At 73.4% G+C, this 26,351-nt stretch carries 22 protein-coding genes; 10 read left to right on the top strand and 12 right to left on the bottom strand.

Annotated features, from left to right (window positions below):
• The first annotated feature begins 44 nt into the window (after positions 1-44).
• On the top strand, positions 45-434 hold the full coding sequence (locus tag ACFP1Z_RS11605; RefSeq protein WP_390315995.1) for an effector-associated constant component EACC1: 390 nt from the start codon (positions 45-47) through the stop codon (positions 432-434).
• On the top strand, positions 431-5,020 hold the full coding sequence (locus ACFP1Z_RS11600; RefSeq protein ID WP_390315994.1) for a caspase, EACC1-associated type: 4,590 nt from the start codon (positions 431-433) through the stop codon (positions 5,018-5,020). Before ACFP1Z_RS11605 ends, ACFP1Z_RS11600 begins: the two co-directional genes overlap by 4 nt.
• On the opposite strand, the gene ACFP1Z_RS11595 is transcribed toward ACFP1Z_RS11600, so the two are convergent.
• A complete protein-coding gene (locus tag ACFP1Z_RS11595; protein WP_390315993.1) occupies positions 4,995-6,176 on the bottom strand; it encodes a Kelch repeat-containing protein in 1,182 nt (393 codons plus the stop codon). The two genes, ACFP1Z_RS11600 and ACFP1Z_RS11595, sit on opposite strands and share 26 nt — an antisense overlap.
• Positions 6,177-6,347: 171 nt before the next feature.
• Here ACFP1Z_RS11595 and ACFP1Z_RS11590 point away from each other — a divergent pair, with 171 nt between their 5' ends.
• Entirely contained in the window at positions 6,348-7,964 is a 1,617-nt protein-coding gene (locus ACFP1Z_RS11590) for an AMP-binding protein (protein WP_390315992.1), read from the top strand.
• Here ACFP1Z_RS11590 and ACFP1Z_RS11585 read toward each other — a convergent pair.
• From ACFP1Z_RS11585 to ACFP1Z_RS11575, 3 genes are all read right to left on the bottom strand, one after another.
• Positions 7,925-9,259 (bottom strand): hypothetical protein, encoded by a 1,335-nt coding sequence (locus ACFP1Z_RS11585; protein ID WP_390315991.1) that lies wholly within the window; start codon positions 9,257-9,259, stop codon positions 7,925-7,927. The genes ACFP1Z_RS11590 and ACFP1Z_RS11585 overlap by 40 nt on opposite strands.
• A gap of 99 nt (positions 9,260-9,358) precedes the next feature.
• Entirely contained in the window at positions 9,359-10,375 is a 1,017-nt protein-coding gene (locus ACFP1Z_RS11580) for an SDR family NAD(P)-dependent oxidoreductase (RefSeq protein WP_390315990.1), read from the bottom strand.
• A 41-nt stretch (positions 10,376-10,416) separates the two neighbouring features.
• On the bottom strand, positions 10,417-11,598 hold the full coding sequence (locus ACFP1Z_RS11575; RefSeq protein WP_390315988.1) for a UDP-N-acetylglucosamine--N-acetylmuramyl-(pentapeptide) pyrophosphoryl-undecaprenol N-acetylglucosamine transferase: 1,182 nt from the start codon (positions 11,596-11,598) through the stop codon (positions 10,417-10,419).
• 150 nt (positions 11,599-11,748) lie between these two features.
• Between ACFP1Z_RS11575 and ACFP1Z_RS11570 the strand changes: the two genes are divergently transcribed.
• The 3 genes from ACFP1Z_RS11570 (at position 11,749) to ACFP1Z_RS11560 (ending at position 14,806) form a co-directional block, all read left to right on the top strand.
• Positions 11,749-12,759 carry a zinc-binding dehydrogenase gene (locus tag ACFP1Z_RS11570; RefSeq protein WP_390315987.1) on the top strand — a complete coding sequence of 337 codons (1,011 nt, stop codon included), beginning with the start codon at positions 11,749-11,751 and terminating at the stop codon, positions 12,757-12,759.
• 191 nt (positions 12,760-12,950) lie between these two features.
• Positions 12,951-13,991, top strand: coding sequence for a methyltransferase (locus ACFP1Z_RS11565; RefSeq protein WP_390315986.1), 1,041 nt, complete (start codon positions 12,951-12,953; stop codon positions 13,989-13,991).
• A 113-nt stretch (positions 13,992-14,104) separates the two neighbouring features.
• The gene (locus tag ACFP1Z_RS11560) at positions 14,105-14,806 is read left to right on the top strand and encodes a metal-dependent hydrolase (RefSeq protein WP_390315985.1); all 702 of its coding nucleotides are present in this window, start codon (positions 14,105-14,107) and stop codon (positions 14,804-14,806) included.
• Between the two features lie 25 nt (positions 14,807-14,831).
• Here the strand turns inward: ACFP1Z_RS11560 and ACFP1Z_RS11555 are convergent, their stop codons facing one another.
• The 3 genes from ACFP1Z_RS11555 to tdh all read right to left on the bottom strand — a co-directional run bounded on the left by ACFP1Z_RS11555 (position 14,832) and on the right by tdh (position 18,493).
• Positions 14,832-16,037, bottom strand: a complete 1,206-nt coding sequence (locus ACFP1Z_RS11555; RefSeq protein WP_390315984.1) for a cytochrome P450 — start codon at positions 16,035-16,037, stop codon at positions 14,832-14,834.
• 204 nt (positions 16,038-16,241) lie between these two features.
• Positions 16,242-17,423, bottom strand: coding sequence for a glycine C-acetyltransferase (locus tag ACFP1Z_RS11550; RefSeq protein ID WP_390315983.1), 1,182 nt, complete (start codon positions 17,421-17,423; stop codon positions 16,242-16,244).
• Between the two features lie 29 nt (positions 17,424-17,452).
• The gene (tdh, locus tag ACFP1Z_RS11545) at positions 17,453-18,493 is read right to left on the bottom strand and encodes an L-threonine 3-dehydrogenase (protein WP_390315982.1); all 1,041 of its coding nucleotides are present in this window, start codon (positions 18,491-18,493) and stop codon (positions 17,453-17,455) included.
• 97 nt (positions 18,494-18,590) lie between these two features.
• Between tdh and ACFP1Z_RS11540 the strand changes: the two genes are divergently transcribed.
• Positions 18,591-19,505 carry a LysR family transcriptional regulator gene (locus ACFP1Z_RS11540; RefSeq protein WP_390316296.1) on the top strand — a complete coding sequence of 305 codons (915 nt, stop codon included), beginning with the start codon at positions 18,591-18,593 and terminating at the stop codon, positions 19,503-19,505.
• A 251-nt stretch (positions 19,506-19,756) separates the two neighbouring features.
• Entirely contained in the window at positions 19,757-20,779 is a 1,023-nt protein-coding gene (locus tag ACFP1Z_RS11535) for a trypsin-like serine peptidase (RefSeq protein ID WP_390315981.1), read from the top strand.
• A 24-nt stretch (positions 20,780-20,803) separates the two neighbouring features.
• Here the strand turns inward: ACFP1Z_RS11535 and ACFP1Z_RS11530 are convergent, their stop codons facing one another.
• The 4 genes from ACFP1Z_RS11530 to ACFP1Z_RS11515 all read right to left on the bottom strand — a co-directional run bounded on the left by ACFP1Z_RS11530 (position 20,804) and on the right by ACFP1Z_RS11515 (position 24,137).
• Entirely contained in the window at positions 20,804-21,433 is a 630-nt protein-coding gene (locus tag ACFP1Z_RS11530; RefSeq protein ID WP_390315980.1) for an ATP-binding protein, read from the bottom strand.
• Positions 21,434-21,462: 29 nt separating this feature from the next.
• Positions 21,463-22,032 (bottom strand): GNAT family N-acetyltransferase, encoded by a 570-nt coding sequence (locus tag ACFP1Z_RS11525; protein ID WP_390315979.1) that lies wholly within the window; start codon positions 22,030-22,032, stop codon positions 21,463-21,465.
• Positions 22,033-22,186: 154 nt separating this feature from the next.
• A complete protein-coding gene (locus ACFP1Z_RS11520) occupies positions 22,187-23,431 on the bottom strand; it encodes a cytochrome P450 family protein (protein WP_390315978.1) in 1,245 nt (414 codons plus the stop codon).
• Positions 23,432-23,531: 100 nt separating this feature from the next.
• On the bottom strand, positions 23,532-24,137 hold the full coding sequence (locus ACFP1Z_RS11515; RefSeq protein ID WP_390315977.1) for a uridine kinase family protein: 606 nt from the start codon (positions 24,135-24,137) through the stop codon (positions 23,532-23,534).
• Positions 24,138-24,294: 157 nt separating this feature from the next.
• Here ACFP1Z_RS11515 and ACFP1Z_RS11510 point away from each other — a divergent pair, with 157 nt between their 5' ends.
• Positions 24,295-24,537, top strand: coding sequence for a hypothetical protein (locus ACFP1Z_RS11510; protein WP_390315976.1), 243 nt, complete (start codon positions 24,295-24,297; stop codon positions 24,535-24,537).
• Complete coding sequence (locus ACFP1Z_RS11505; protein ID WP_390315975.1) at positions 24,537-24,911, top strand: fic family toxin-antitoxin system, toxin component; 375 nt, start codon at positions 24,537-24,539, stop codon at positions 24,909-24,911. The genes ACFP1Z_RS11510 and ACFP1Z_RS11505 overlap by 1 nt, the downstream gene beginning before the upstream one ends.
• A gap of 31 nt (positions 24,912-24,942) precedes the next feature.
• Here the strand turns inward: ACFP1Z_RS11505 and ACFP1Z_RS11500 are convergent, their stop codons facing one another.
• Positions 24,943-26,187 (bottom strand): M20 metallopeptidase family protein, encoded by a 1,245-nt coding sequence (locus tag ACFP1Z_RS11500; protein WP_390315974.1) that lies wholly within the window; start codon positions 26,185-26,187, stop codon positions 24,943-24,945.
• Between the last annotated feature and the right edge of the window lie 164 nt (positions 26,188-26,351).

The raw sequence follows: 26,351 nt of genomic DNA, 5'->3' as shown, positions 1-26,351 counted from the left end.
GTAAGGCGCTCCCGCACGCCCCACATCTTCACTACGCTCGCACCATGCATCTCACCATCACCGTGGAGAGCCCCAACGGGCGCGGCGGGACCGACGACTTGAGGCGCTGGCTCGGCGAGCATCACGAACTGCGGGGCAGAGTCAGCAGGCAGACGCGCGTGACGACACCCGGGACCATGGGGGCGTCCGGGGACGCGTTGCTGGCGGTGCTCGAACCCGGGGGCGTGGCCGCGGCGTTCGCCGGGGCCGTGGTCGCCTGGATACGCGCACGCCGCGGCACCCAGACGGTGACGGTCACCCGGCCCGACGGCTCCGGGTTCACGGTCACGACCACCCAGGTCGGCGGTCTCGACGCCCGGCAAGTGGCCGAGCTGACCCGGCAGCTGGCCGCCACCCTGGACGGCGCGACACCCTCCGGCCCCGCACGGTCGTGACCGGCCCTTACCCGCGGGCGGACGGAACCGACGAGAGCCAGCGGACGGAGCGGGCCGACAGCGACGGGGAGGCCGGCGCGACCGGCCTGGCGGCGCCCGGCACCCGGGCCGTCCTCGTCGGCACGGGCCGGCACGCCCCCGGCTCCGCCCTGCCCGGCCTGCCCGGTGTCGACACGACGCTCGACGACCTGCACCGCGCCCTGCGCGAGGTGTGCGGAATGCCGGAGGAGCACATCCACCGGGTGCCCGCCGACGCCACCGCCCCCGACGTGCAGGCCGCCGTCGAGCAGGCCGTCGCCGAGGCCACGGGCACGGTCCTGTTCTGCTACACGGGCCACGGCCTGCTGGGGCCCGACGACGAGCTCTATCTCGCCACCCACGCCGTCATGGCCGAGGACCGGGTCTCCCACGGCGTGCCCTACCACGTCGTCAAGGGCTTCCTCGGCCGGGCCGTCGGCGGCAGCGTGGTGATCCTCGACTGCTGTTTCTCCGGGCGCGCCGCGGCACCGGGCCCGCACGGGCCGCGCGGCGTCTTCGACTCGGCCCTGCCGGACGGCAGTTTCCTGCTCACCTCCGCCTCCGGTTTCGCCGTGTCCTACGCGCCCGAAGGCGAACGGCACACGCTCTTCGGCGGCCGGCTGCTGCGCCTGCTCCGGGAAGGCGATCCGTCGGGACCGCCGCTGCTGACGATGGACGGCGTCCACGCGTTCCTCGACCGGTCCTTCAGGGACGGGCCCGTGCGCCCCCACCGGCAGAGCGCGGGCACCCTCGGCACCCTGATCGTCGCGCCGAACCGCGCCTACCGGCCGCAGCGCGCTCCCACCGCCCTGCCGCCGGCCGACGTCCCCTGCCCGTACCCCGGCATGGAGCCGTTCCGGACCGAGGACCACGCGCACTTCTTCGGCCGCGAGAAGCTCACCGAGCGATTACTGGACGCCGTGTGCGGCGACGACCACGGTCCGCTGGTGCTCGTCGGCGCCTCCGGAGCGGGCAAGTCCTCGCTGCTGCGCGCCGGAGTGCTGGCAGGTCTGGACCGTCGGCGCGGGTCCGGCCGGCCGGGCACCCCGTGGCCCGCCGTGCTGCTGCCCGCTCCCGGACCCCATCCGCTGCGCGCGCTCGCCGAACGCTGGGCCCGGGCCACCGGCCGCACGGCGGACGAGGTGCACCGTGCCCTGGCCGCCGGGGAGCGGCTGCCCGCTCCCCGGCCCGGCTTCGAGCCCTGCCGGCTGCTGGTGGTGGACCAGTTCGAGGAGGTCTTCACCCGGTGCGCGGACCCGGAGGAGCGCGCACGGTTCGTCCGTCTGCTGTGCGCGCCGGACGACGGTACGGCCGTACGCCCCCGGACCGTTCTCGCGCTGCGCGCCGACCACTACGGCGACTGCCTGGCCCAGCCCGAGCTCGTACAGGCCCTGGAGCACGGGCAGTTCACCGTCCCGCCCATGGGCGGGAGGGGGCTGCGGTCCGCCGTCGAACGGCCCGCGCTGCGCGTCGGGCTCACGCTGGAGGACGGTCTGACCGACCGGCTCCTGGCCGACGTGCGGCAGGATTCCGGCCCGGAGGAGGAACCGGAGGCCAGTGCCCTGCCGTTCCTCGCGCACGCCCTCCGCGAGACCTGGCTGCGGCGTTCCGGCTGCACGCTGACGCTGGCCGGCTACCAGGCGACCGGAGGGCTCCGGCAGTCCGTCGCCACGACCGGCGAGGCCCTCTACCAGGAGCTGGACGCACCCGCCCGCGCCGCTCTGCGGGAACTCCTGCTGCGCATGGTGCAGTTGACGGCGGGCGCGGAGGCCGTACGCCGCCGCGTCGGTCTGCCCGAGCTGCTCGCCGGCCGCCCGGAGCGGGAGCGGCGCACTGTGACGGAGGTGTGCGAGCGCCTGGCCGCCGCCCGCCTGGTCACCATCGACCGGGATGTCGCCCAGATCGCCCACGAGGCGCTGCTGCGCGCCTGGCCCCGGCTGCGCTCGTGGATCCGGGAGGCGCGCGCCGAACTCCTCGCCCACCAGGAGCTGTCCGAGGCCGCGACGGCCTGGGACACCCACGGCCGGGACCCCGGCTGGCTCTACACCGGCAGCCGTCTGGAACGCGTCCGCCCCTGGCTCGCCCCCGGGGCCGGCGCCGGCCCGGGTATCGCGCTGACGGCCACGGAACGGGCCTTCGCCGAGGCCGGGGTACGGGCCGCACGGCGCACCCGGATCCGGCGCCGGGTCCTCGCCGGCGTCGCGGCCGTACTCGCGCTGCTGCTCACGGGCGTGGGCACGGTCGCGGCGATCGAGCGCGACCGGTCGCGGCAGCGGGCGGCGGAACTGGACTCCAAGCGGATCGCGGCGCAGGCGGAGGCCATGCGCTCGCAGGATCCGGCCGCTGCCCTCGACCTGAGCCTCGCGGCGTACCGGACCGCGCACACGGTGGAGGCACGGACGAGTCTGCTGCGCAGCGCGACGGCGCCCGTGTCCATCACCCTGGCCGGGCACACCGCCCGGGTGGTGAACCTGGCCTTCGACAAGTCCGGGAAGGTGCTGGCGAGTTCGTCGCCGGACGGCACGGTACGGCTGTGGAACCTCGGCGACCCCTATCACCCGGCGCCGGGCCCCGTGCTGCGGACCGGGGCCGTCACAGCCATTGCCTGGCGGCCCGACGGCCGCTACCTGACGGGCGTCACCCAGGACGGACTGTTCGTGTGGGACACCGCCGATCCCCTCCGGCCCCGGGAGGTCGCGCGGGTCACGGCCGAGCGCAACGGCCTGTCGGGCGCCGCGTTCAGTCCGGACGGCCGGACCCTCGTGGTGCCGTCCGGCCACGGGCGGCTGCGGCTGTGGGACCTGAGCGATCCCGCCCACCCGGTGTCCGCCGAGACCCGCGTCGCCGATGACCACGCGGTCCACTCCGCTGTCTACAGCCCGGACGGGAGGGTGCTGGCCACGGCCGTCGACGACGGGACCCTCCGGCTGTGGGAAGCGGGCCGGGGCCCCGGCCTCAAGCCCCTCGCGACGGTGACGGACGTTCCGCTGTCGTCCCTGGCCTTCCGGCCCGACGGACACGTTCTCCTCGGAGGAGGAGTCGACCATCTGAAGGCGTGGGACGTCACCGACCCCGCGCACCCGCGCGGTCTGAAGGACGGTATCTCGGCCTCCATCAGGCCCCGGTACACCTCGGTGGCCTTCCGCCCGGACGGTGCCGGTGCGATGGCGGGTGCCGACGACGGACAGGCCGTCCACCTCTACGACTTCGACAAGGACGACAGCCCCGGCTGGGCGGACCGGCTGCCGATCGGCGAGAAGGTGTGGTGCGTCGCCTATCTGCCCGGCGGCCGTGGCGTGGTGGCCGGGGACGACACCGGGCGCATCGTGGTGCGCGAGCCCCCGGCACGTTCCCTGCCGGGACGGGTCGAGCAGCACAGCGGGGACGCCCCGGGCCACGCGGTCGACCCGTCCGGCCGCTATGTCGCGACCGGTGGCATCGGCTCCGACAAGTCGCCCGTCCGGGTCTGGGAGGCCGGCGCGGAGGGACAGCCCGCGCGGCGGATCGCCGAACTGCCCCGGATGTGGGCCAGGGCCATGTTCTTCGCGGAAGGGCTGCTGATCAGCGAGGACGAGCACCACACCCGGCTGGGACTGTGGTCCGTCGAGGGTGACCGCCTGCGCCCGGCCCACGAGTTCGTCCTGCCTCCCGGCGCGGTCCAGGACGAGAATCCGGTGGCCTTGAGCGTGAACGACGCCGGGACCCTGCTCGCGCTGCGCGGCGCCTCCGAGGAGGCCATCGGGCTGTGGGACATCCGCGACCGGAACCGTCCGCGGCGGCTCGGACAACTGCCGTGGCCCAAAAGCACGGACGGGACGCGGACCCTGCCCGCCTTCACCGGGCCGCCGGGCGTACTGGCCGTCATGCTGCCGGCGCGGACCGAGCTGTGGGACGTCCGCGACGCCCGGCACCCCCGCCTCGCGGGCACGGTGCGGGAAACACCGGTGGCGACGCTCGGCGAAGGAACCCGCTACGCCCTGCTCACCAAGAAGACGGACCCTCGCCGGCTGCCGGCCGTACGCCTGTGGACGCTGGACGACGACGGTACGCCCCACCTGTCGGCCACCAGCGGCCGGCTGGACCCGACGGGGCTGCAACTCGTCTCCGACCACGCGCTGGTGACCGCCTCCGAGGAGAGCGGGCCGACCTTGTGGGACCTGCGCAAGCCGCAGCACGGCATCGCCCTTCCGGGGCCCGCTCCCCGCCTGAGGAACGTCCTGGCCTCCCGGGACCGCCGGCTGGTGGTGGCCTCGAACTACGACGGTGCCTTCGGGCTGTGGCACGTCTCCGACCCGGACGGGGCCCGGCCGGGTGGTGACGACGCCCTGCTCGCGCTGTCCGATGCGACGTGGGGCGGGAAGATCCAGGCCCTCTCCGAGGCGGGGGATCTCGTCGTGGACACCGACGCGGCCGGTCCTCTCAAGCCCTTCGGGGTCCGCACCCTCGTCGTGAGCACCGATTTCGGCCGCCTCGGCCGCACCCTGTGCTCGGTGCGCCGGAACCCGGTGCCGGACCGTCAGTGGAAGGACATCCTTCCCGGCATCACCCCCCGCGACGGCTGCCGGTGACCCCCGACTGCCGTCCCGCGCCGAGGACTTCGACCACGCTCAGCAGACCGCCGCCGTCGTGGCCGCCGATCGCGTACACGCAGGTGCGCTCGACCGCCCCCGGGCACGGCGCCCCCGTCCCGGCGAGTTCGTAGCGCCCCGTCGGCAGCGCGGGCAGGGCCGCCCACCCGCCCCTCACCAGCCCGAACACCTCCGCCGTGCGCAGCCCGTCGGTACCCCGGAAGCCGCCCGCCGTGTACACGCACCCCGGTCGGCGCGCGCCGGCGGTCGGCGGGCAGGGGGCGACGGCGACCGCCATGGCATCGCGGGCCGTGGGCAGGGCGGGCGCGGTCGCCCACGTGCCCGTGGCGGGCCGGAAGGTCTCCACCCGGTTCTGGAATCCGCCGCTGTCACGGCCGCCGATGACGTACACGCAGGTGTGCTCCTCGGCGTCGGGGCACGGTGCGGCGGCCCCCGCCGGCGCGAACCGCGCGGTGGGCAGGGCGGGCAGCGCCGTCCAGGCGCCCGTGCGCGGGCTGTAGGCCTCGACCGTGTCGCGGCCCGCGCCGTCACGGAAGCCGCCCATGGCGTACACACACACGCCCTGCGTCCGCGCGGCGCCGACGGGGCACGGGGCGGCGGCGCCCGCCAGGGCCTCGCGGGCCGTGGGCAGTCCGGGCAGCGCCGCCCACACGCCGGTCGCCGGGCTGTAGGCCTCCACCGCGCTCAGTACCCCGCTGCCGCCGTTGCCGCCGATGGCGTACACGCACTCGCCTTTGAGCCGCTCGACGCCCTGGGGGCACGGTGCGGCGGCGCCCGTCAGCGAGGAGCGGGCCGTGGGCATGTCCGGGAGCGTCGCCCAGACGCCCGTCGCCGGGCTGTACGCCTGCGTCGTACGCAGGGCCGCCCTGCCGTCGAAGCCGCCGGCGACGTACACGCACGTGCCTTTCAGCTGTCGGGCGGCCGTCGGGCAGGGCGCGGTGACCGCTGTCATGCCGAAGCGGGCCGTGGGCAGGGCGGGCGCGGTCGTCCAGGTCTGCGCGGCGTGCGCGTGGGTGGTCGTCAGGGCGAGGAGCGCGGCGAGCACGGCGGCCGGGAGCGGGCGCCGGCGGCGGTGTCGGTACGGGCGGGTCCGTACCGCGACGCGGTCCCCGGCCGGTGGTCTCTCGTCGTCCACCCCGCCATCATGACCCGGCCCCTGTCTCACCCGCCTGAGTGACCCTGCCCCTCAAGCACGGAATTCGCCCTGCCTCCGGGTCATATGTGAGACGGCGTCACGTGTGGGCGTCGATCCGGAGTCACGTCGATCCGGAATCACCTGGGATCACTCGGAGAAAAAGGCCGGTTCATGACCACCGAACGTACCGAAAGCACCGGGAGCGAAGCGTCCGGGCGCAGTTACGCCGCCCGGCTGGTGGACGAGGAGTTCCCCCGCCACGGCGCCCGGGAGGCCGTCGTCCACGGGGACCGCCGCATCACCTACGCGGAGTTGGCGCAGACGGTCCGGCGCATCGCCACGGTGCTGCGGGACCACGGTCTGGGGCCCGGGTCCACCGTGGCGCTGGCGAGCGGCAACCGTGCCGAGGCGGTGTGCGTGCCGTTCGCCGCGCACCTGGTGGGGGCCCGGTTCCTGCCGATGCCGGCGGACCGGGGGCCCGCCGAGTACGCGAGCGTCGCGCACCACGCGCCCGCCGACGCGCTGATCGTGGACGACCGGATCTCGCAGCCGTGCGCGGAGGCGGTGACGTCCGCGTTCTCGGGGGCGCGGCTGTGGTCGCTGGGGCCCGGGGGGCCGGGGCGGGATCTGCTGGCCGCAGCGCGGCAGGTGGATCCGGTCGCGGGCGGGGGGTGGGCGACGGCCGGTCAGGTGGAGACGGTGCTGTGTTCGGGGGGCACCACGGGGCTGACGAAGGCCGTGCTGCACCGGCACCGGCTGTACCGGACGATCCTGGAGCACCCGTTCATCGCCGAGCCGGTGCGGCTGCTGGTGACCAGTCAGATCGCGCACGTGGGCGGGCTGTACGCGCTGACGAGCCTGGCCCGGGGCAGCACGGTCGTGCTGCTGGACCGGTTCTCGCCCGAGGCCGTGACCGAGGCGCTGGCGAGCGAGCGGATCACGGCGATGATGCTGATGCCGCCGACGCTGTACCGGCTGCTGGACCATCCGGCGCTGGCGGACGTGGACTGCTCGGGGCTGCGCCGGATCATGTACGGGGCGACCCCGATCACCCCGGACCGGGCGCGGCAGGCCCTGGACCGGTTCGGGCCGGTGCTGTGGCAGCTGTACGGGATGACGGAGGCGTTCGGCATCACGGCCCTGGACTCCCCGGACCACCTCGTCGACGGCGGCCGGCTGCTGCGCTCGGTGGGGCGGCCCTTCCCGGACATGGAGGCCAGTGTCCGCGACGAGCGGGGGGCGGCCGTGCCGGACGGGGAGGTCGGGGAGATCTGTGCCCGGGGGCCCCGCGTCATGGAGGGCTATCTCGGCCGGCCGGAGGCCACGGCCGCCGCTTTCCATCCCGGTGGCTGGCTGCGCACCGGTGATCTGGGGTACCGGGACGAGGAGGGCTACTTCTATCTGATGGACCGCCGCAACGACGTGATCATCACGGGGGAGGCGGGCTCCACGATCTACTCGCCGCTGGTGGAGAACGCTCTGGCCCGGCATCCCGCGGTGCGGGCCGCGGCGGTGATCCCCGTCCCGCACGCGATGTACGGGCAGGCCGTGCACGCGGTCGTGGTGACCGATCCCGGGGTGCGGGTCGATCCGGAGGAGCTGCGCAAGTACGTGCTGGAGGAGCTGGAGCGTCCGGTGTATCTGCCCGCGAGCTTCGAGTTCGTCGACGCGCTGCCGCTCACGCCCGTCGGGAAGGTCGACAAGTCCGCGCTGCGCGCGCCGTACTGGCAGGGGCAGCCCAGTCTGCTTCACGGGTCCACGGCGCCGGGGTCCGCCGGTGCTGGCTGAGCGTCGGGGCGGCAGCTGAAGGCGACGGTGGCGCGGGTGGCGGTGCTCGTGCTGTAGCCGATGACGCCGGTGCCCGTGGCGGGCTGGGCGCGGACGGCGTTGCCGCCGTACCCGTCCGGGGTGACGTACAGGCCCCAGACGGGCAGCCAGTCCTCGGTGGTTCCGGTCCGCGGGTCGACCACGGGTTCCGGTAGCGGGGCGATCCGGCGCTGGACGACGTGTGCGCCGTCGGCGCAGCGGCGCAGGGCGTCGGCCCATTCCCGGTCGGTGCTGTTCCATCCGGCGACGATGCCGGCGCCCGCGAAGCCGCGGCAGGGTTTGAGGACGAGGTGTTCGCGTCCGGTCCGGCACTGCTCGGCGAGTTCGGGGGTGAGCAGTCTGGTCCAGGGCAGGATCCGGTCGGTCAGCCGGCGTTCGGACGCGGACAGTACGGGGTCGCAGCGCGGGTCCGACAGCAGGGCCAGCGCGCCTTTGTTGGCGTACAGGGTGCTGTCCAGCGGCGTCCACAGGGTGGCGTCGCCGGAGCGGTGGGCGCGGGTGACGGCGTCCGCGCACTCCTCGTATCCGATGGTGTCGTCGACGGAGAAGTGCCGCAGCAGCACGTCGGCCCGGTGCCGGCCGATGTACAACTTCCCGTTCTTCTCCCGTACTTCGCCCAGTTCGCCGAGGACGGTCTGAAGTCCCTGGCCGTGGAGTACCTCGACGGTGGGGGCCAGCAGGGGCCGGTAGTGGTCCAAGGCTCCGGGGGCGAGGACGAGGGCCACGACGGGGTCCGGGCGCGGTGCGACGGCGCGCAGGGTGGCGGCGACCCGTGCGCCGGTGCGGACGTGGCCGAGCCCGTGCTGTGCGGCGAAGCGGGCGAAGGGCTCCTCGGCGAGCAGTGCGCCCGGGAGTTCGCCCAGTTCGATGCCGCCGACTCCCCCGGCGATGTTGAACTCCAGCAGGGCGAAGCCGTCCTCGCCGCAGGAGAGGTCGGCGCGGCCGAAGCGGGCCGCGGGTTTCCCCGGCGCGTACCGCCGCAGCAGGGGGGCGAGCCGCGGTTCGCCGCCGAGTGCCGCCCAGTAGGCGTCGAGGTCGCCGTCGAAGAGCCGGTCCGGCAGCGAGGTCAGGACGTCGAAGAGGGCGAGCAGGTCGTCCGCGGCCGCCCGCAGGACGGGTTCCTCGACGAACAGGGGGCGGGCCAGCAGCCGGGCCCCGCGCAGGGGGCCCGGCAGCTCGGCCCCGGTCACCGCCGTGCTCAGCGCGCCCCCGTCGGTGCGGCACAGTTCCAGGTAGCGGGCGGTCGTCCGGTTCATGGACCTCTGTGTTCCCGGGTGCCGCGCGCCGTGCTCGCGGGACGGGGCGGCGTCGCCCGGGCGGCCCAGCCCCGCCCTGACCCGGTATCGGACCTGCTGTCAGACCTGGTAGCGGTCGGGGGCGAAGAGGTGCAGGTGGTCGCGGACCCAGTCCGAGGTGCGGGCGAGTCCTTCCTCCAGGGTGACGCGGGGCTGCCAGCCGGCCCACTCGCGGGCCCGGGAGTTGTCCGACAGCAGGCGTTCGACCTCGCTGCCGGAGGGGCGCAGCCGGGCCGGGTCGACGACGACCTTCGCGTCGCGGCCGGAGGCGCGGATGAGGGAGGCGGCGAGGTCGCCGATGGAGATCTCGCGGCCGGTGCCGAGGTTGACGGTGTGGCCGACGGCCCGCTCGCAGTCGGCGAGGGCGAGGAAGCCCTCGGCGGTGTCGGTGACGTAGGTGAAGTCGCGGGTGGGCGTGGTCGAGCCGAGCCTGATCTCCTGGGCGCCGGAGTGCAGTTGGGCGAGGATCGTGGGGATCACGGCGCGGGCGGACTGGCGGGGGCCGTAGGTGTTGAAGGGGCGGACGACCGTGACGGGCAGGTCGAAGGAGTGCGCGTAGGACAGGGCCAGCATGTCCGCGCCGATCTTCGAGGCGGAGTAGGGGGACTGGGGCTGCAGCGGGTGGTCCTCGCGGATCGGGACGGTGCGGGCGGTGCCGTAGACCTCGCTGGTGGAGGTGTGCAGCATGCGGCGTACTCCGTGGCGGCGGCAGGCGGCGGCGACGTTCTCGGTGCCGGCGACGTTGGTCTGCACATACGCCTCGGGGGCCGCGTAGCTGTAGGGGATGCCGATGAGGGCCGCGAGGTGGAAGACGGTGTCGCAGCCGTCGACGGCGTCCATGACCCGGCCCGCGTCGCGGACGTCGCCGGCGAGGATCTCCACCGGCGAGTCCGGGCCGAAGTGGTGGGCGAGGTGGCCGCGTTCGGCGTAGGGCTTGTAGTGCGCCAGGACGCGGACCCGGGCGCCGCGTGCGACGAGCAGGTCGACGAGTGTCGAGCCGATGAAGCCCTCGGCGCCGGTGACGAGAACGGTGCGGTCCTGCCAACGGGAGTCGTGGTTCTGCGCGTTGTCGTTCATGGGCGATCGCTCCTTGCTCAACAGGTGACTCAACAGATGGATCAACAGGGCTGTTCGGGAAGGGGGTTGACCGGGGTGCGTCCGGCCAGGCGCAGGGCCCAGGCGGCCATGAGGTCGGCGGCCGTCGCGTGGGTGCCGGGGCGGGCGGCGTCGCCCATCCGCTCCAGGCGGTCGGGGTCGGCGAGCAGCGGGCCGATGAGGCCGGCGAGCCGGTCGCCGTCGGTCTCGTCGTCGGGCAGCAGCAGTCCGGCGCCGGTGTCGGCGAGCACGCGCGCGTTGTGGGTCTGGTGGTCGTGCGGGGCGTAGGGGTAGGGGACCAGGACGGCCGGCATGCCGAGGGTCGCCAGTTCCGCGACGGTCGACGAGCCGGCGCGGCAGACCATGAGGTCGGCGGCGGCGTAGGCCAGGTCCATGCGGTCGAGGTAGCCGACGGCGGTGGCCACGCGCTCGCAGTCGTCGGCGGCCAGTGCGGCCCGTACGTCCTCCAGGGCGGCCGGGCCGGTCTTGATCACCAGGTGGACGTCGGGGCGGTCGCGCCAGCGCCGGGCGAGGCCGAGTGCCGCCCGGGTGAGGCGGGTGGCGCCGAGGCTGCCGCCGTTGAACAGCACCATGCGGGCCGTCTCCGGCACCCCGAAGGCGTGCCGGGCGGTGGCGCACAGGGCTCTGCGGGCCGTCCGGTCCAGGCCCGCCACCGCGCTGACCAGGGGCATGCCCACGGTCCGGGCGCGGGTGGCGGCGCGGGCCGAGAGGTGTTCGCGGGTGCGGTCGAAGGCGAGTGCCACGTGCGGGGTGAGGGCGGTCGCGAAGCGGTTCGCGCGGCCCGGGACGGCGTTGGACTCGTGCACCAGCGCGGGGCGGCCGGCCAGCCGCGCGCCCAGGACGGCGGGGGCGCTCGGATAGCCGCCCATGCCGATGACGACCTGTGCGCCCTGTTTCTCTATCACTTTGCGGGCCTGGCCGGCCGAGCGCACCAGATCGGCGGGCAGCAGGTAGCGGCGGGCGCCCAGCATGGGGTCGAAGGGGATCATGTCGACGGTGTGCAGCCGGTATCCGGCCTCGGGTATCAGCCGTGTCTCCAGCCCGCGTTCGGTCCCCACGAAGCTGATCACCGCGTCCGGGACGGCTCTGCGCAGCGCGTCGGCGACCGCGAGCCCCGGGTAGATGTGGCCGCCGGTACCGCCCGCCCCGACGACCACCGAGAGGGTGTCGTGTGCTGTAGCCATGACCACAGCGTGGCGATGTGCCCTAAGAGGGTTCTAAGAGCGGCTTCGCGGCTCTTGTCCCAGTATGCCGCACGGTGTTGACCTCAACCCCGCTTGAGGTTGAACAGTGGGCGGCGCAAGAGAACGGCGCGACCACGACGAGGAGCCACCATGCGCGCGATCCGGCTGCACACCTTCGGCCCGGCCGAGAACCTGACGTACGAGGAGGTCGCGGACCCCCGGCCGGGCCCGGGCGAGGTGCGGATCGCCGTGGCGGCGGCCGGGGTCCATCTCCTCGACACCGCGCTGCGCGAGGGGTTCCAGGGGCCGATGCCCGAGCCGGTCAAGCTGCCGACGATCCCGGGGCGCGAGGTCGCCGGGCGCGTCGACGCCGTCGGCGAGCTCGTCGACCCGGGCTGGCTCGGCAAGCGGGTCGTGGCCCACCTCGGCTTCGCGCCCGGCGGCTACGCGGAGCTGGCCGTGACCGGGGTGGAGCGGCTGCACGAGATCCCGGAGGGGCTGGACGAGGGCCGGGCCGTGGCCATGATCGGTACGGGCCGTACGACCCTGGGCATCCTGCGGTTCGCCGAACTGACCGAGAAGGACGTGGCGGTCGTCCCGGCGGCCGCGGGCGGCATCGGCACGCTGCTGGTGCAGTACGCGAAGAACGTGGGCGCCACCGTGGTGGGGCTGGCCGGCGGGCCGGAGAAGGTCGCGCGGGTACGGTCGCTGGGCGCCGATCTCGCGGTCGACTACCGCGATCCGGACTGGGCGGGGCCCGTCCGTGCCTTCCTGGCCGAACGGGGACGCCCGGCGACGGTCGTCTTCGACTCCGTGGGCGGCGACACGGCGCGCACGGCCGTGGACCTGCTCGGCCGGGGCGGCAAGCACCTGGTCTTCGGCTGGGCCGGGGAAGGGCTGCACGACGGCTCGCCCCTGACGTTCGGCGAGGAGGAGCTCGCGGCGCGCGGCATCACCTCGCAGACGGTACTGGGGCCGGTGATGCTGCAGAAGGCCGGGGGCGAGAACCCGCTGCGCACGCTGGAGACCGAGTCCCTGGCCCAGGCCGCGGCGGGCCGGCTCGTCCCCGCCGTGCAGAGCTTCCCGCTCGCCGAAGCGGCCGCCGCGCACCGGGCGTTGGAGACGCGGGGGACGATGGGGAAGGTGTTCCTGGTCCCTTGAGCCGACCCCTTGGGCCGTCCGCCCCTTGGTTGGCCGAATTTCCTTTGAAAAAGGAACTTTGACGGCTGATTAGCTACGCCCTGGCATACCGACCGAGCCGTATGATCGCCCGGAGTGTGAAGCGGTACCACCGCTTCACCGCGCGGAACCCTGTCGGCAAGCGGCACCCACCACCCTTTGGAGGCCAGCCCATGACCACGGACACACCGCACAGCTCCGAGCAGCCCTACGACGCCGTCCTCCACATGATCGTCGGCTGCTGGGTCAGTCAGCTCGTGCGCACCGCCGCCACCCTCGATCTCGCCGAGCGTCTCGACAAAGAACCGCTGGGCCACGAAGAGTTGGCGCGGGCCACCGGCTGCTCCCCCGACTCCACCTTCCGCTTCCTGCGGACTTGTGCGTCCTTCGGGCTCGTACGGCACACCGACGACGGCCGGTTCGCCGCCACGGAGCGGCTGCGCGTCCTGCGCGGGGACGCGCCGGACAGCCTCAAGTCCTATGCCCTGACGGTGACGGCCGACTGGCAGTGGCGTGCGCTCACCCACGCGACGGACGCGGTGCGCGAGGGGACGTCGCCGATCGCCGAGGTACTGGGAAGCACCATCTTCGAGCGGTTCCGCGAGCATCCCGAGGAAGGCGCGCTGTTCTCCGCGGCGATGGCCGACCTGTCCCGGCCCGTCATCGAGCAGGCCGTCCCGCACATCGACGCCTCCGGCGCCGGGGTCGCCGTCGACATCGGCGGCGCCGACGGCACGTTCGTACGGGCGCTGCTGCGGGCCAACCCGCATCTGCGGGGCGTCCTGCTCGACCTGCCCCACTCCATGGAGGGGGCCAGGGCCCGGGCCGAGGAACAGGGGCTCGCCGAGCGGCTGCAGGCCGTCCCGGGCGACTTCTTCCGCCACATACCCGGCGGCGACCTCTTCCTGTTGAAGTTCATCCTCCACGACTGGAGCGACGAGCAGTGCGTGGAGATCCTGCGCCGTGCCCGTGAGGCGATGAACCCGGGCGCCCGCGTCGTCGTGGTGGACATGGTGCTGGGCGACATCCGGCCCGGCGACCCCGCCGCCCTGATGGACTTCGCGATGCTCGTCCTGCTCCCGGGCGGGCGGGAGCGCTCCCTGGCCGAGTTCGACGCGCTGTTCGCCGCCGCCGGGCTGACGCGGGCGCGGGTCACCCCGCTGCAGGCCCCGTACGCGGTGATCGAGGCGGTCCGCTCGCAGGAATCGGACTGAACGGCACGGCCCCGTCAGGGCCCCGGATCCCCTCCGGGGTCTGCTGATAGCCTCTCCCGCGCTTGACGGAGCGTCACTGCCGGTGGCGCCGGCACGGGAGAAGGAACGACGCGATGATGGGCCACTCGCACGCCGTGAGCGGCGCGCTGCTCTTCGCCGGTACGGCGCCCTATCTGCCGCCCCAGGTGCTGGGGGTGCACCTGGAGCCGCAGGAGATCCTCATGGGGACGGTGCTGTGCGCGGGCGCGGCGCTGCTGCCGGACCTCGACCACCACGACGGGACCATAGCCAACTTCCTCGGCCCGGTCTCCAAGGCGCTGTGCCGGTTCGTGGCGTGGGTCTCCGGCGGGCACCGCCATGCCACGCACTCGCTGCTGTTCGTGGCCCTGATGACGCTCGGCAGCTGGGCGGGCAGTACGTACCTGGGGCGGCCGTTCACCCTGGGCCTGGCGTTCTTCCTGCTGGCGCTGGCCGTCCGGGCGCTGGGTATCTGCCCGCCCGGGCACGGGTTCCACGCCTGGGGGACCGTCGTGGCGATGGCCGGGCTCGGCACGGCGATCATCGCCCGGTTCATCCCGACGGCGCCCGGCTGGCTGCCGTACGCCGTCGGCCTGGGCTGTGTGGCGCACCTGCTGGGGGACTCCCTCACCAAACGGGGCGCGCCGTGGCTGTGGCCGCACAAGAAGCGCTACGAGCTGGTCCTGATCAAGCACAGCGGCAACCGGCTGGAGACGGAGATCCTCACGCCCGTCATGGGGGTCGCCACGGTCGCCCTGCTGTGGTTCGGGGCGCTGTCCCCGCACGCCGGCCGCTGACCCGGCCGTTCCGTCCCGTCCCGTCTCACCAGACGACCGGCAGCCCGACCGGCCCCCTGATGACGACGTCGGTCTGCCAGCGGACCTCCCGCGCGGGGACCGCGAGGCGCATCCGGGGGAATCGGGTGAGGAGGTTGGACAGCAGGAGTTCGGCCTCCATGCGGGCGAGCTGGGGGGCCACGCAGTAGTGCGGGCCGTGGCCGAAGGCGATGTGCGGCGGGCCCTGGCGCTCGAAGTCGATGCGGTCGGGGTCCTCGTACACCTCGCCGTCGCGGTTGGCGGCGACGTAGGAGACGTAGACGAACTCGCCCGCGCGGATCACCTGGTCGCCGACGCGCACGTCCTCGGTGGCCACCCGGGGCTGGCCCACGGCGTGCTTGTGCGGGATCCAGCGCAGGAGTTCCTCGACGGCCCTGGGCACCAGGGACGGCCGGGCGCGCAGCCGGTCGGCGAGGCCGTCGTGGGTGAGCAGGGCGTACATCATGTTGGCGGCGTTGTTGCGTACGGCGTGCCAGCCGTTGAGCTGCAACAGGGTGGCCAGGGCGAGGAGTTCGTCCTCGTCGATGCGTCCGTCGTCGACGGCGGTCACGAGCACGGTCATCACGTCGTCGCGGGGTTCGGCGCGCCGCCGGGCCGCGAGCTGCCCGAAGTAGTCGCGGGCGGCCTGTTTGATCTGTGCGGCGCGGGCGGCCGCCGCCTCGTCGTGGGCGCGGGTGAAGAGGGTCTGTGTCCAGGCGCACCAGCGGGCCCGGTCGGCGGCGGGCACGCCGAGCAGTTCGCCGATCAGTTGCAGGGGGAACGGGGAGACGACGTGCTCGATCAGGTCGGCGGGCGGGCCGGCGGCCTCCAGGTCGGTCATCAGTCCTTCCAGGAGGAGTTGGGCCCGCAGGCGCAGCCGGTCGATGCCGCGCTGGCCGAACGCCTGGGCCACCACTCCGCGCACGCGCGCGTGTTCCGGGGGGTCCGCGTAACTGACGGCCCGCTCCAGGGGGATGGTGTGCTTGGTCATCTTCGGGGCGGCGCTCCCGAGGATGTCGCGGCTGAAGCGCGGGTCGGAGGTGACGAACCGGACGTCGTGGTACCGGGTCACCAGCCAGCAGTCGCCCTGCCCGTGCGGGACGCGGATCCGTGAGACGGGCGCGTGCTGGAGGGATTCCCTCAGGAAGGGGTCGAAGTCGAGCGCCGGTACGTCGGCGCAGTCGTAGATCCGGGAGTCGGCAGTGCCGTCCACGGCGGCCTCCTCGTCACGTGCGGGCGGCCGAGCCGAGGCGTCGGCCTGTCCTCAACGCTACGCAGCGCGGGCACGAATGACAATGGAGCCGTTCAAACCGGTATATCGGGCGGTTTTTTACGGGAACTCCGGCCCCGGCGGGAGTGTTCACTTCCGTCCGGGGCCGGGGCCCGTCCGCCTTGCTGCGCGAGCCCTGCGCGAGTCCTACTGCGCGAGGCTGTCGCGGACCTCGCGGAACGCCTCGACCGTCCGCAGCACGTCCTCGCGGGAGTGCGCGGCGGACAGCTGGACGCGGATGCGGGCCTTGCCCTTGGGGACGACGGGGTAGGAGAAGGCGATGACGTAAATGCCCTTCTCCAGCAGGGCGTCGGCCATCCGCGAGGCCTGCGCCGCGTCACCGATCATGACGGGGGCGATCGGGTGCTCGCCGGGCAGGATGTCGAAGCCCGCGTCGGTCATCTTCGAGCGGAACAGCGCGGTGTTCTCCCGCAGCCGCTCCCGCCGGTCGCCGGACTCGGCCAGCAGCTCCAGCACCCGCAGGGAGGCGCCGACGATCGACGGGGCCAGGGAGTTGGAGAACAGGTACGGGCGGGAGCGCTGGCGCAGCAGCTCGACGATCTCGGCGCGGGCGGCGACGTAGCCGCCGCTGGCGCCGCCGAGCGCCTTGCCGAGGGTGCCCGTGATGATGTCCACGCGGTCGGTGACACCGAAGAGTTCGGGGGTGCCGCGGCCCTCCTCGCCGACGAAGCCGACGGCGTGGGAGTCGTCGACCATGACCAGGGCGCCGTAGCGGTCGGCGAGGTCGCAGATCTCGTCCAGGGGGGCGATGTAGCCGTCCATGGAGAACACGCCGTCGGTGACGATCAGCTTGTGGCGCGCTCCGGAGGCCTCCTTCAGGCAGCGCTCCAGGTCGGCCATGTCGCGGTTGCGGTAGCGGAAGCGGGCGGCCTTCGACAGGCGGATGCCGTCGATGATGCTGGCGTGGTTGAGCTCGTCGGAGATCACCGCGTCCTCGGCCGTCAGCAGCGTCTCGAAGACACCGCCGTTGGCGTCGAAGCACGAGCTGTAGAGGATGGTGTCCTCGGTGCCGAGGAAGGCGGAGATGCGGCTCTCCAGCTCCTTGTGCGGGGTCTGGGTGCCGCAGATGAAGCGGACGGAGGCCATGCCGAAGCCCCAGTCGTCCAGTGCCGTCTTCGCGGCCGCGATCATCTCGGGGTGGTCGGCGAGGCCGAGGTAGTTGTTGGCGCAGAAGTTGAGGACCTTCCCGTCGGCGACGCCGATGGCGGCCGACTGCGGGCTGGTGATCACGCGCTCGGACTTGTACAGCCCGGCGTCACGGATCTCCCGCAGCTCCTCGCGCAGGTGCTGCCGCATGCTGTCGAACACAGGGGACTCCTTCGTCGGGTGACGGAACGTCAGGGGAGAGTGGGCCGGGTCCAGTCGATCACGATCTTGCCGCACTGTCCCGAGCGAGCCGTCGCGAACGCCTCGGCGTGCTGCTCGAAGCCGAAGCGGTGCGTGATCACCGGGGAGATGTCGAGGCCGTTGCGGAGCAGGACGGACATCGCGTACCAGGTCTCGTACATCTCGCGGCCGTAGATCCCGCGCAGGGTGAGCATGCGGGTCACGACGGTGGCCATGTCGACGGCCACGTCCCCGGTGGGCAGGCCGAGGGCGGCGATCCGGCCGCCCGGCGACATGTTCGCGATCATGGACTGGAGGGCGTCGGCGCGACCCGACATCTCCATGCCGATGTCGAAGCCCTCGGTCATGCCCAGCTCCGGCATGACGTCCTCGATGCGGCGGCTGCTGACGTCGAGGGAGACGGTGGCGCCCATCTTGCGGGCGAGTTCGAGGCGGTAGGGGCTGACGTCGGTGATGACGGTGGAGCGGGCTCCCGCGTGCTTGGCGACGGCGGCGGCCATCATGCCGATCGGGCCCGCGCCGGTGATCAGCACGTCCTCGTTGAGCACGGGGAAGGAGAGCGCCGTGTGCACGGCGTTGCCGAAGGGGTCGAAGATCGCGGCGACGTCGAGGTCGATCTCGTGCCGGTGGACCCAGACATTGGACGCGGGCAGGACCACGTACTCGGCGAAGGCGCCGTCGGTGTGCACGCCGAGGCCGATGGTACGGATGCACAGGTGGCGGCGGCCGGCCATGCAGTTGCGGCAGGTGCCGCACACCAGGTGGCCCTCGCCGCTGACGATGTCCCCGGCGCTGATGCCGGTCACCCCGGCCCCTATGGCGACGACCTCGCCGGCGAACTCGTGGCCCACGACCAGCGGGGCCTCGACGACCCGGGCCGCCCAGTCGTCCCAGCTCTCGATGTGCAGGTCGGTGCCGCAGATACCGGTGCGCAGCACCTTGATCAGCACCTGGCCGGGGCCGGCTTCCGGCGTCGCCACCTCGGTCAGTTCGAGCCCCTGGCCGGCTCGCGTCTTCATCAATGCCCTCATGAAGAGCCACTGTGCGACGTGGCCCACAGTTCAGTCCATCAGGATTTTCCCAGCCATGCTGTGAAGGTCCGCTTCACAGCATGGAAGAATGGGACATGTGATCGATCCACGCCGTCTCAAGGTGCTGCGCGCCCTCGCCGACCACGGCACCGTGACCGCCGCCGCGCGCGTGCTGTATCTCTCGCCGTCGGCCGTCTCCCAGCAGCTCGCGGCGCTGGAGACGGAGACCGGGCACACGCTGCTGCAGCGCCGCGGCCGCAGCGTGACGCTCACCGCGGCGGGCGCGCTCCTCGCCCGGCACGCCGCCGAGATCGCCGAGCAGCTGGAGCGCGCCGAGGCGGACCTGGCCCGCTGCTCGACGGGCCTGGTGGGCGAGGTGACCATCGCCGCGTTCGCCACGTCGATCACCGAGGTCGTCGCGCCCGCCGTGGCCGCGCTGCGCCGGCGCGCCCCGGAGGTGCGGGTGCGGGTCAAGGACGCCGAGGGGCACGCGAGCGCCCGCCTGCTCCTGGACGGCGAGGCCGACATCGCCGTCGCCGTCGAGCACCGCGGCTCCTTCTCCCCCGGCAACGGACAGCTGCGGCACGCCCCCCTGTACACGGAGCCCTTCGACGCCGTGCTCCCGCCGGAGCATCCGCTGGCCGACGCGGCCGAGGTGCGGCTGACCGACCTCAGCGAGGACCCGTGGATCACGCCGTGGCCCGGCAACCCCGTGCACGAGACCGTGCTGCACGCCTGCGAGCAGGCGCGCTTCCAGCCGCGCGTGGAGTGTCTGTCGGACGACTTCTCCGCCGTGTGCGCCCTGGTCGCCGCCGGCGCGGGCGTCGCGCTCGTCCCGCGCTCGGCCCTGCACGGCATCCGCCCGGCGCTCACGCCGACCATCCGGCCGCTGACCGGACCGGGACCCACCCGCCGCGTCGCGACGGTGCTGCGGCGCGGCAGCGAGGGGCACCCGCTGCTGCGGCTCGTCCTCGGGGAACTGCGCGAGCACGCCGCCGTTCTCGACAGCTGATCCTCTCCGTCGACTCCGGCAACTCCGGTCCGGGAAAAGGCGCTCACCCTCCACCACACCATTCCGGTCAAGCGGGAGGGCAGGGCCGAAGCACGCGTCAGCAAGCGGGCGTTCGCGTTCTTTGAGCGTCTTGTGACAATTGCCGCCGCCGGGCCGGATTCCCGTTTCGTACGGCTTACACCCGTATTACGCTCACGCCTGCCACTTCATGAGGGCATCGAATTCATCGAGCGAACTGCGGGGAGAGCGGCATGATACGCAACGCGGCCCGGAAGACCACAGTGTTGGCCGTCGGTGTGGCCCTGGGAATCGGATGCGTGACCCCGGCGGTCGCGGATCCCGCCCCGGACGACGGTGTGCTGGAGCATGCCGGGGCCCGGACGGCGGCGGACCGCCAGCGCGTCCAGGACTACTGGACGGCGGAGAAGATGAAGATGGTCACCCGGGCCGGAGATGCCCCCGACCCGGTCGGCAAGGACGCCGACGACCTGCCCGGCCAGGACCGGACCCGGCCGAGCAGCGGTGCCGTCTGGGGCGGCGGCGGGCTCGTCCGCAAGACCGTCGGCCGGCTGTTCATGACCTCGTACTTCAAGGACGAGTCCGGCAAGCTCCAGGCGGACGACCGCAGTTGCACCGGGACCGTGGTGGAGGGCACCGCCGGCAGCACCGTGGTCACCGCCGCCCACTGCGTGCTGTCCGGCGACCGGGGCGACCAGGCGGTCTGGGACACCAACGTCTACTTCGTGCCCGGCTACCGCGACGGGGCGAAGCCGCTCGGCGGCTTCACCGTCAACACCACCTTCATTCCCGCCGATTACAAGGAAAAGCTCTCCCCCGGCTCGGACGTCGCGATGCTGGCCATGAACCCGGCCGCCGACGGCCGGAAGATCTCGGAGATCACCGGCACCCAGAAGATCCGCTTCGGCGCGCAGCGCGGCCAGGGCCAGTTCACCTACGACTTCGGCTATTCCGCCGAGGGTTACGGTAAGGAGGAGCCCTGGCGGACCGGGCAGCTGCTGGGATACTGCGCCGGACCGGCGGCCAAGGACGACACCCACCCGGAGTGGAATCACTGGGGTGTCCGCTGCGACATGTACAGGGGATCCAGTGGCGGCCCGCACTTCGTCGATTTCGACGCGAAGAGCGGCAGCGGGACCGTGGTGGGCGTCAACTCCAATATGAACCGGAAGGACGGCAAGACGTTCGAGTTCGCGGCGCCGCTCGGCGAGGCCGCGCGCAAGCTGTATCTGCGGGCGCAGGAGCCCGCGCGGTAACGGTCCTCCGTACCCTCACCGTCCTCAGTCGAACCGGATGTGCCGGGCCTTCGTCCAGGCCCGGCGCAGCCGTCCGCGCAGCGCGCCGTCCGTGTCCGGGGCCAGGGTGAGCCCGGCCGCGGCGGCGAGCCGGTCGGCGACCTGGGGGACGGTGAGGCGGTCGGTCCACACGTGCTCGCCGAACCCGGGCTCCTGCAACCGTTCCAGACACAGATCGAGCCGTGCGACGGCGAAACTCCCGCCCCTCGGCGGCGCGTTCGTACCGACGGCACGCAGCACGGTGTGCGCGAGGCCGCGTTCACGGAGCCGTTCCAGTACGGTGTCGCGCTCGGCGAGCAGACTGAAGTGCCGTACGTCGTGGCGCTCCCGCAGTCGGCCGACGGTCTCGTCGAAGTACGCCGGTTCGACCACCGTCATGGGCACGATCACGGTTCCGGCGTGCCGGGTGTGGACGAGGTCCAGCACCTCGTACACGCCCTGCCGCCAGGCCCGCAGGTCCTGGAAGTCCCCGCGCAGCGGCCCCGGCATCATGCGGCGCAGGCCGAAGCCGAGGTGTTCGGGGTCGCAGACGACGCTGCCGGGCAGCCGGCGCCGGATCTCGTACGCGGTCTGTGTCTTGCCTCCGCCGAAGGGGCCGTTGAGCCACAGGATCATGCGCCGACCCTACGACGGGCGTCGGGGGTTCAGCCCAGCGAACCCGTCCCTTTCGCCGCCCGCCACTCCGGGGCGAGCACCGACCAGACCTCCATGTCGTGCCGCTCGCCCCGGTGCACGTAACTCTCGCGCAGCACACCGTCCTTGGTCATGCCCAGCCGGCGGGCGACGGCGAGGCTGGGGCCGTTGGCGGAGGAGGCGATCCACTCGACGCGGTGGATGCCGCGTTCCTCGACGGCCCAGTCGATGATCACCCGCATGGCCCGGGTGACCAGGCCCCTGCCCGCGGCCGAGGGCTCCAGCCAGCAGCCCGCCTCCGCGGTGCCGTGGGCCCGGTCCATGGTACGGAACAGGACGCCGCCGACGAGCTTCCCGCCGCTGCGGATGCCGAGGATGCGCCCGGTGTCCGTCGCGGCCTTCTGCGCGTACTCGTGGAGGTAGGCGCGGCTGGTGGCCAGGTTCGTGATGACGTCGGGGAGCCTGATGTACTGGCCGATGAACTCCCGCCCCCGGTCGATGTTGGCCAGGAACTCGTCCGCCTGCCACGGTTCGAGCGGGCACAGCTCCGCGCCGTCGTCGCCCAGGGGTATCGCGAACATCTCACCTTCCACGGTCGGAACACGGTCAGCACGGTCAGCACTGCCGGGACCCGGCCGGAACACGGCCGGGACCGGATCGCACGGTCCCGGGATCGTCTCACGGCGGCAGCGGGCCCGGCTGTGGCGTGCACCGCACTCCGGCGGCCGCCGCCGGTCAGGGGCGGGCGAGGCGTACGGGTACCCGGCGCGGCCCCCGCACCAGGAGCCCCGGGCGGTAGGGCAGTTCGCGCGGGTCGGCGGCGAGCGTGAGCGACGGCAGGGCGGTGAACAGGCGGGGCAGGGCCACCGCCGCCTCCAGCCGGGCCAGGCGGGCCCCGAGGCAGAAGTGGGGGCCGTGGCCGAAGCCGAGGTGCGCCGCGGCCCGTACCCCGTCGCCCGGCAGGTAGCGGTCGGGCCGGAAGGCGTCCGGTTCGGGGAAGTGCTCCGGGTCGCGTCCGGCGGCGGCGAGGACGACGAGGACCGGTTCCCCGGCCGGTATCACCACTCCCCCGCCGAGGTCGACGGCCTCGGTCGTGCGCCGCCAGGTCGTGCCCTCCAGCGGGCTGGCGTGCCGCAGCGTCTCCTCGGTCACGGCGGCCCATCGCGCCGGGCCGCCGGCGCACGCGGCCGCGCGTTCCCCGGGGTGCGTGAGCAGCAGCAGGGACGCGGAGGCGAGCAGGTTCATGGTGGTCTCGTAGCCCGCGAACAGCAGCAGGAACGCCATCGCGAGCAACTCCCCGTCGTCCAGGCCGCCGTCGCGCTCGCCGGCCACGAGCGTGCTGAACAGGTCGTCGCCGGGGGCGCGCCGCTTGTCGGCGATGAGCTCGCGGAAGTAGGTGTACAGGGACGTCCACGCCTCGTCGACGGCGCCGGGCGCGAGGGCGTCGGCCGGCGAGCCGACGCGGTAGGTCCACTCGCGCAGCGCGTCCCGGTCGGCCTCCGGTACGCCCAGCACCTCGCCGATGACCAGCACGGGCAGCGGGAACGCGAAGGCGTCCACGAGATCGGCGGTGCCTTCGCGGTCGAGCCGGGTCCGCAGCCGTGCCAGCAGCGTGTCCGTCAGCCGCTCGACGCGCGGCCGTAGCGCGTCGACGCGGCGCGGGGTGAAGGCGGCCGTGGTCAGGCGGCGCAGCCGGAGGTGGCCGGGGGCGTCGGAGTTGAGCATGTGCCGGGCCAGGCAGCTGCGCGCGCGTTCGGCCGGTGAGTCGGCTCTGGGCCGGCCCGCCCGGCGCGGGGGCACGTTGGAGAACCGGGGATCGCCCAGGACGGCGCGGGCCGGCCCGTACCCGGTGACGAGCCACGCGTGGGTGCCGTTGGCCAACGGCACGCGTGCCGCCGGTCCTTGGGCGCGCAGCCGCGCGTAGTACGGGTAGGGGTCACGGGCGAAGTCCGCGTGCGCGGGGTCGAGGGGAGCGGGCACGCGCCCATCCTCACCCGCCGCGCCCCGCCCGCGGGCAGCGGTCCCCGGCCAGCGCCGACGCCGTGATGTTGTGCGGAACCAACAAACCGGCGGCCCCGGTTCACCCGCAGCGCACGGTCAGTCCTGCGCGGGCGCGAGGGTGCGCGGTGGCGAGGTAGTACTCCTCGACGGCCCGCCAGCAGGCGATCCACGCGTCGCGTTCCGGGCCGCGTCCGCGCGCGTACAGGCGGCGCAGGCACGTGTCGTCCGGGGTGTCCACGCACACGGTCAGGTCGTAGAAGGCGGCCAGTTCCGGGCGGGCGGTGAGGACTCCTTCGACGATGACCGTGCCGGTGGGCGCGAGGGCGCCGGTCTCGTCGTACACGACCGCGTTCGCCGTACGGTCGTAGCGCCCGTGGCGTGCGGGGCGGCCGTCGGCGAGCGGTCGCAGGACCTCGTCGCGCAGGCGCCGCCAGTCCAGGAGGCGGTGGTAGCCCTCGTGGGGCCCGAGGGAGAGCCGGGCGTGCGGCGTCATGGGCCGCAGGAAGTCGTCGCCGTGCACGATCGCGGCTCTCCCGGGGCCGCCGAGGCGCGCGGCGAGCGCGGCCGCGAAGGTCGTCTTCCCCGCTCCGGCCCGGCCGTCGACGGCCACGAGGGCGAAGCCGTCGCGGGCGCGGCGGGCGACGGCGGCGGCGACCTGTTGGGGGTCGGTGTGGTGGGTGGTCACGCGGGGCTTGTACCCGTCCGCGAGGAGAAGCCGTCATCCTGCCTTTCTTGCTGCGTGACTCGCCGCCGCGGGCGGCTGGTTGTCCGGCGGCCTGGCCCCGTCGGTCCTCTTCGCGATCGGCCCCGCCCGCGCGGTGACAGCTGTTACCGTCCACGCCATGGCCAAGAAGACGCGCCTGGGCGCTCGGGTCGACAGCGAGGTCCTGGATCTGGCGAGGGCCCGCGCCGAAGACCTCGGGCTGAGCATCGGCGACTACATCTCCCGGCTGGTCCGTGAGGACGCCGGTCAGCTCCGGGCCCGGGGTCTGGAGGCGGCCCGACGCTTCCTCGACGAGTACCGGACCGCCCTCGACGAGGCCGAGGAGGCCGGCCTGGCCGCGGCCAGGGAGTCCGTCGCCTGATGGAACTGCACATCGACGTTCCCTGGATCCTGCGGGTCGCCGAGCTCGCCGGAGCAGGCGACCCGGCGTCTGACGACTACGGCGTACCGGTGGCCGCCGTCGCCCGCCACCGCGCCCAACTCCTGCAGCGGCCTGTCTACGACGGCCCTTACGCCCGCGCCGCGGCACTGGTGCACGTCCTGGGCCGCTGCCGCTGGCTGGAACACTCCAATATCTCTGTCGCCATCGCCACGGGCGTGATGTACCTGGAAGCGTCCGGCATCCCCGTCAAACCCGCCTACGACGACGTCTTCGCCCTGCGCGGTCTCCTCCTCGACCCCGACTGCACCGCTGCGGGGATCGCCGCGTCGCTTCGGTCCTGGCCCTCGGTCTGACAGTCCGGCGGCCGGTGAACCGGCCTCCGCATCAGGGGACTCGGCCCTGCGGGCCGACCGCTTCGCCCAGGAACTCCTCAGCCACCGCGCAGTGCACCGCGACCCCCGCCGCCATCGCCTCCTCGTCGTGGACCACGCGGTCGGAGTGGTTGTCCGGGGCCGCTCCGGGGGTGCGGTCCGGCGGGCAGGCGCCCAGGAACACGATGGCTCCGGGGACGCGCTGGAGCACGTACGCGAAGTCCTCGCCGCCCATGGTGGGGTGGGGCAGGTCGTGGACGGCGGGGGCGCCCAGGACTCCGGAGGCGGCGCGGCGGACGAGCGCGGTGAAGGCCGGGTCGTTGCGGGCCACGGGGTATCCCTCGGGGAGGTCGACCTCGGCGCTCGCGCCGTGGGCGGCGGCGATCCCGTGGGCGACGCGTGCGATGCCCTCGCGGACGGTGCGGCGGCTCGCCTCGGAGACCGTGCGGTAGGTGCCGGTCAGCTCGGCCGTCTCCGGAATGACGTTGAACGCGCGCCCGGCCGTCACGGTCGTGATGGTCAGGACGGCGGGCTCGTAGATGTTGACCGTGCGGGTGACCATGGTCTGCAGTGCCTGCACGATCTCGCAGGCGACGGGGACCGGGTCGAGCACCCGGTGCGGGGCGGCGGCGTGGCCGGTCCTGCCGTGCACGGTGATGCGCAGTATGTCGGCGGCGGCGTACTGCGTGCCCGGCCGGAAGTGCAAGGTGCCGGTCTCGTTGCGGGCGTTGATGTGCAGGGCGAAGGCGCCGTCGACGGGCGTGCCGTCCGGGGTGGTCAGTACGCCCTCTTCGATCATCTTCTCGGCGCCGCCTTCGAGTTCCTCCGCCGGCTGGAACATGAACACCACGCGCCCGGCCAGCCGTTCCCGCCGGGAGGCGAGGAGCCGGGCGGCACCGACGAGCATGGCGGTGTGGGTGTCGTGGCCGCACGCGTGCATGGCGCCGGGCACCGTGGAGGCGAAGTCGAGTCCGGTGTCCTCCTGTTGGGGCAGGGCGTCCATGTCGCCGCGCAGCAGCACGGTACGGCCCGGGCGGGCCCCGTCGAGGACGGCCACGACGGAGCTCAGCGCTCTGCCGGTGGTCACGGTCAGGCCCAGTCCGTCGAGCGCGTCGAGCACCTTCCGCTGGGTGCGGGGCAGGTGGGTGCCCAGCTCCGGTTCGCGGTGGATGCTGCGCCGCAGGGTCACGACGTCCGGCAGCAGTTTCCGGGCTTCTTCCAGCAGTTCCGGGACCGGACGGCCGGTGGTGGTCGGCACAGGATGCCCCTTTCTGTCGTTTTCCCGTCGTTGTATGCCGCGATGATCCCGTGCGCGGGGTGATGCCGCCCCGGAAAGGCGGAAGTTGACGGGGGTCGATTCCGGTCGTTCGCCGGACGGGCGCGGTGTGCGCTACAGTCTCGACGAAACGAGACGCAACGTCT

The sequence above is a fragment of the Streptomyces gamaensis genome (assembly GCF_042656465.1).
Classification (GTDB): domain Bacteria; phylum Actinomycetota; class Actinomycetes; order Streptomycetales; family Streptomycetaceae; genus Streptomyces; species Streptomyces gamaensis.
Note: the sequence above shows the minus strand (reverse complement) of the source record. Positions and strands in the feature narration are given on the sequence as shown.

Bases quoted from the DNA above. Each gene is read 5' to 3' on its own strand.
- ACFP1Z_RS11605 (WP_390315995.1), top strand. From the start codon at position 45: ATGCATCTCACCATCACCGTGGAGAGCCCCAACGGGCGCGGCGGGACC.
- ACFP1Z_RS11590 (WP_390315992.1), top strand. From the start codon at position 6,348: ATGACCACCGAACGTACCGAAAGCACCGGGAGCGAAGCGTCCGGGCGC.
- ACFP1Z_RS11585 (WP_390315991.1), bottom strand. From the start codon at position 9,259: ATGAACCGGACGACCGCCCGCTACCTGGAACTGTGCCGCACCGACGGG.
- ACFP1Z_RS11580 (WP_390315990.1), bottom strand. From the start codon at position 10,375: ATGAACGACAACGCGCAGAACCACGACTCCCGTTGGCAGGACCGCACC.
- ACFP1Z_RS11575 (WP_390315988.1), bottom strand. From the start codon at position 11,598: ATGGCTACAGCACACGACACCCTCTCGGTGGTCGTCGGGGCGGGCGGT.
- ACFP1Z_RS11570 (WP_390315987.1), top strand. From the start codon at position 11,749: ATGCGCGCGATCCGGCTGCACACCTTCGGCCCGGCCGAGAACCTGACG.
- ACFP1Z_RS11565 (WP_390315986.1), top strand. From the start codon at position 12,951: ATGACCACGGACACACCGCACAGCTCCGAGCAGCCCTACGACGCCGTC.
- ACFP1Z_RS11560 (WP_390315985.1), top strand. From the start codon at position 14,105: ATGATGGGCCACTCGCACGCCGTGAGCGGCGCGCTGCTCTTCGCCGGT.
- tdh (WP_390315982.1), bottom strand. From the start codon at position 18,493: ATGAGGGCATTGATGAAGACGCGAGCCGGCCAGGGGCTCGAACTGACC.
- ACFP1Z_RS11535 (WP_390315981.1), top strand. From the start codon at position 19,757: ATGATACGCAACGCGGCCCGGAAGACCACAGTGTTGGCCGTCGGTGTG.
- ACFP1Z_RS11530 (WP_390315980.1), bottom strand. From the start codon at position 21,433: ATGATCCTGTGGCTCAACGGCCCCTTCGGCGGAGGCAAGACACAGACC.
- ACFP1Z_RS11525 (WP_390315979.1), bottom strand. From the start codon at position 22,032: ATGTTCGCGATACCCCTGGGCGACGACGGCGCGGAGCTGTGCCCGCTC.
- ACFP1Z_RS11510 (WP_390315976.1), top strand. From the start codon at position 24,295: ATGGCCAAGAAGACGCGCCTGGGCGCTCGGGTCGACAGCGAGGTCCTG.
- ACFP1Z_RS11505 (WP_390315975.1), top strand. From the start codon at position 24,537: ATGGAACTGCACATCGACGTTCCCTGGATCCTGCGGGTCGCCGAGCTC.